Source organism: Nocardioides sp. (genome assembly GCF_035503875.1).
GTDB lineage: Bacteria > Actinomycetota > Actinomycetes > Propionibacteriales > Nocardioidaceae > Nocardioides.
Genome location: NZ_DATJTA010000023.1, coordinates 1 through 3,183, shown reverse-complemented (window position 1 = coordinate 3,183; position 3,183 = coordinate 1). Strand labels below are relative to the sequence as shown.

The 3,183-nt window shown below is 71.3% G+C and carries 4 protein-coding genes; all 4 read right to left on the bottom strand.

All coding sequences use genetic code 11. The features are described 5' to 3' along the window. The coding region (locus VMF51_RS06160; RefSeq protein WP_325473530.1) for a M20/M25/M40 family metallo-hydrolase at positions 1-540 on the bottom strand (540 nt) is incomplete at its 3' end. Continuing rightward, on the bottom strand, positions 537-1,835 hold the full coding sequence (locus VMF51_RS06155; RefSeq protein WP_325473529.1) for a methylaspartate ammonia-lyase: 1,299 nt from the start codon (positions 1,833-1,835) through the stop codon (positions 537-539). The genes VMF51_RS06160 and VMF51_RS06155, both read right to left, overlap by 4 nt. After that, positions 1,835-2,809, bottom strand: coding sequence for a ketopantoate reductase family protein (locus VMF51_RS06150; RefSeq protein WP_325473528.1), 975 nt, complete (start codon positions 2,807-2,809; stop codon positions 1,835-1,837). Before VMF51_RS06150 ends, VMF51_RS06155 begins: the two co-directional genes overlap by 1 nt. Then, positions 2,806-3,183, bottom strand: a 378-nt coding sequence (locus VMF51_RS06145; RefSeq protein WP_325473527.1) for an alpha/beta hydrolase, incomplete at its 5' end; no start/stop codon positions are given. The genes VMF51_RS06145 and VMF51_RS06150, both read right to left, overlap by 4 nt.

Below are 3,183 nucleotides of genomic sequence, written 5' to 3'. Positions count from 1 at the left end.
CTGCGCTCCGTCGGCCGAGATGACCAGGTCGCAGGCGAGCTCGCGGGCGTGCTGGCGCACGTAGTCGGGCAGGTGCGGGCTGCCGATCTCCTCCTCGCCCTCGATGAGGAACTTCACGTTCAGCGGCAGCCCGCCCCGCTGCTCGATCGCCGCCCGCAGCATCGCGACGACCAGGAAGACCGGCCCTTTGTCATCGGAGGCGCCGCGGCCGCGGGCGATGTCGCCGTCGTGGGTGCGGTCGACGGTGAGCAGGAACGGCGGGGACAGCCATTCGGACTCGTCCCCGGTCGGCTGCACGTCGTAGTGGCCGTAGACGAGGACGGTAGGGGCGCCAGGGGCGCCGAGCCATTCGCCGCAGACGACCGGGTGGCCGCCGGTCTCCTCGACCCGGCCGGCCGCGAAGTCCAGCTGGCGGGCGATCCAGTCCGCGGCGCGCCGCATGGTGTCCGGGTCGGCGTTGCGACTGTCGCTCGGGATCGCGACGTACTCGCCGAGGCTGGCGAGGACGCGGTCGAGCGGCGGAAGTTCGAGGTTGTTCACGGGCGCACCGTCTCTCTCGCTCGCACCAGGGCAGCGGTGCGGGCCATCTCGTTTCCGACGATCATGAGTCCCTCGTCCACGCCCATGCCCGGCTTGGCCAGCACCTGGGTGGCCTCGCAGGCCATCGCCAGGTGCGCGCTGACCTGCGCCGACCGGTCGGTCTCGTTGCAGGTGCCGCCGCAGTAGGCCTCCAGCCCGGCGTCGCGGGCCAGCAGCAGCGCCGTCACCGCGTTGCCGATGCTGCCCAGGTCGGGGGTCTTCACGTGGATGACGTCGGCCGCGCCCGCGGCGACGAACGCGCGCACGTCGTCGAGCGTGTTGCACCACTCGTCGACGACGATGCGGACATTGGCGCCGCGTGCTTTCAAGGCGGCGCGGAGGCTGCGGTAGGTCGCGATCTGAGCCTCGCGCGAGCCGGCGTCAATCGGGTGCTCGATCGCGAGGTCGTAGGGGTGCGCCATCGCGCCGAGGTCGGCGAGGTACGCGGCGAGGGCGACGATGCCGGTGTCGAGGCCGGTGTCGGTGCTGGCGTCCTGGCCGACTTTGAACGCGAGCCCGGCGCATCCGTACAGGTCGAAGTGGAGCCGCGGCCGGTACTCGGGAGACGGGGCGAGGTCGCGGATCCGGCCGACCAGCCAGCGAACGTAGTCGGCCAGGATCTCACCGGATTGGCCGAACTTCTCGGCCACGTTGTTGATGAGCCCGTGCGGGAGCACGTCGACGCCCTTGATGATCATTTTCTCGGCGTTGCCGTACCGGTCGTCGCCGGTCTGGGCGTACAGCGGCACCGGGACGAGCGGGGCGCCGGTGTCGTACTCGTCCCGGATAACCTCGGCCATGGTCGTCCGCCGGGCGCGCGCGACCGCGGCCAGCACCGCCTGGCTGACGCCGTAGCGCACGGCGGTGTGCAGCGGGCTGTTATCGGGCCCGGTCGTCAGCGCGTCGACCCGGGCGGACACGGTGCGGAAACCCTCGGCCAGGTCGGTGCGCCGCAGCGCGGGCGCGACGACCTGCTCGACGACGGCGATCGCGTCGCGGGCGGCGAACAGCGGGTCGCGGCCGCCGGCGCCGCTGTACTGCACCGCCGCGCAGTCACCGAACTCCACCCCGCCGTCGTCGAGCAGGAGCAGAACCGAGACCGCCTCGCCTGGTTGCCGCACCCGGCGGAAGCCGGGGGTCAGGGGCCCTCCGGTGTAGTCGAAACCGTCGTGGGCGGCCCCGGCCCGGATCGCGAGTTGGTCATCGAAGAAGAAGCCGGCCTGGACGGGAACGGCGAGCACGTCGACGATGCGCATCAGGAAGCCGGGTTGGCCGGGCTGGCCGGGAGCGCGGCGACGAACTCGGCCAGCTCGTCAAGGTTGGCGCGCGTGTTGACTCGCCTGCCGTCCTCGATGTCGTGGATGATCTCGGCGACCTTGTTGAAGATCGGGCCGTTGACGTCGCGGAGCATCTCGTCGATCTCGGTCTTGCGCTTGCGCACCACGAGGTCGCGGTAGATGCCGCTGTACTTCTTGGCGCTGTTGCGGTTGAACGCGGCCAGCCGGTCGAGGGACCCCTCGAGGTCGTCCGGCTCGAAGCCGTCGAAGCCCTCCACCCGGACCGGCGCCTGCGCGAGGACCTCCCGCGCGATGGCGATCATGACCGGCCGGTAGCGCGGGTCCTCGAGGTGATCGGCGATCGTCAGGTCGGACACCGCCCCGGCCCACAGCATCGCCCCGTAGGCCTCCTTGCCCCACAGGAAGCCGAGCACGTTGTCGGTCGGCTGCGCGTACGGCAGCGCGTCGGCCAGCGCGAGCACGCGCGCGGTGATGCGGCCGCCGTCAAGCTCGCCGACGCGGAAGGTCGCGACGTTGCCCTGCAGGATCCGCCCCGGGGCCATGACGTCGGCCCCGACGTTGACGAACGAGGAGATGACCCGGTCGCGGCCGACGGCGGCGATCAGGTGATCGGCGGTGAGCCCGTTCTGCACCGTCAGCACGGAGCCGTCGGCGGTGAGCCGGCTGCGGAGCAGTTCGGCCGCGGCGCGGGTGTGCAGGCTCTTGACCGCCACGATGGCGTGGGTGATCTGGTCCGGGAGCTCGTCCGGGGTGATCGCGTGCGCGGCGACCGTGAACTCGTCGACCGGGCCCTCGATGATCAGCCCATGCTCGCGGATGGCGGCGACGTGGTCCGCGTCGGCGTCGCACAGGGTGATGTCGTGGCCGGCCCTGATCATGTGGGCGCCGAGAGTGCCGCCGATGGCGCCGGCGCCGATGATGGTGATGTTCACGCGATCGCCCCGTCGAGGAAGTCGCGCACGGTGGAAAGGAACAGCTCGCGCTCCTCCATCTGCGGCGAGTGGCCGGATTTCTCGAACACCACCAGCTTGGCGTTCGGCATCAGGTCCGCGATCGTCTGCGCGGCGCTGACCGGGGTGACCCAGTCGCGCCGGCCGACGGTGACGAGCGTGGGCGCCGTGACCGCGGGGAGCTGCGGCTTGAGGTCGTAGGCGGGCGTGTTGTGCTGGAAGCACCAGTTGTGCGATTCGTGGCGGTAGATGCCGGCCTCGACGGCCGCGGCCGAGCGGACGGGGTCGTACTCGTAGTCGTAGAGCGGGATGATCTCCGCCCAGCGCGCCTTGAGGTCCTCGTCGTCGCGGATCCG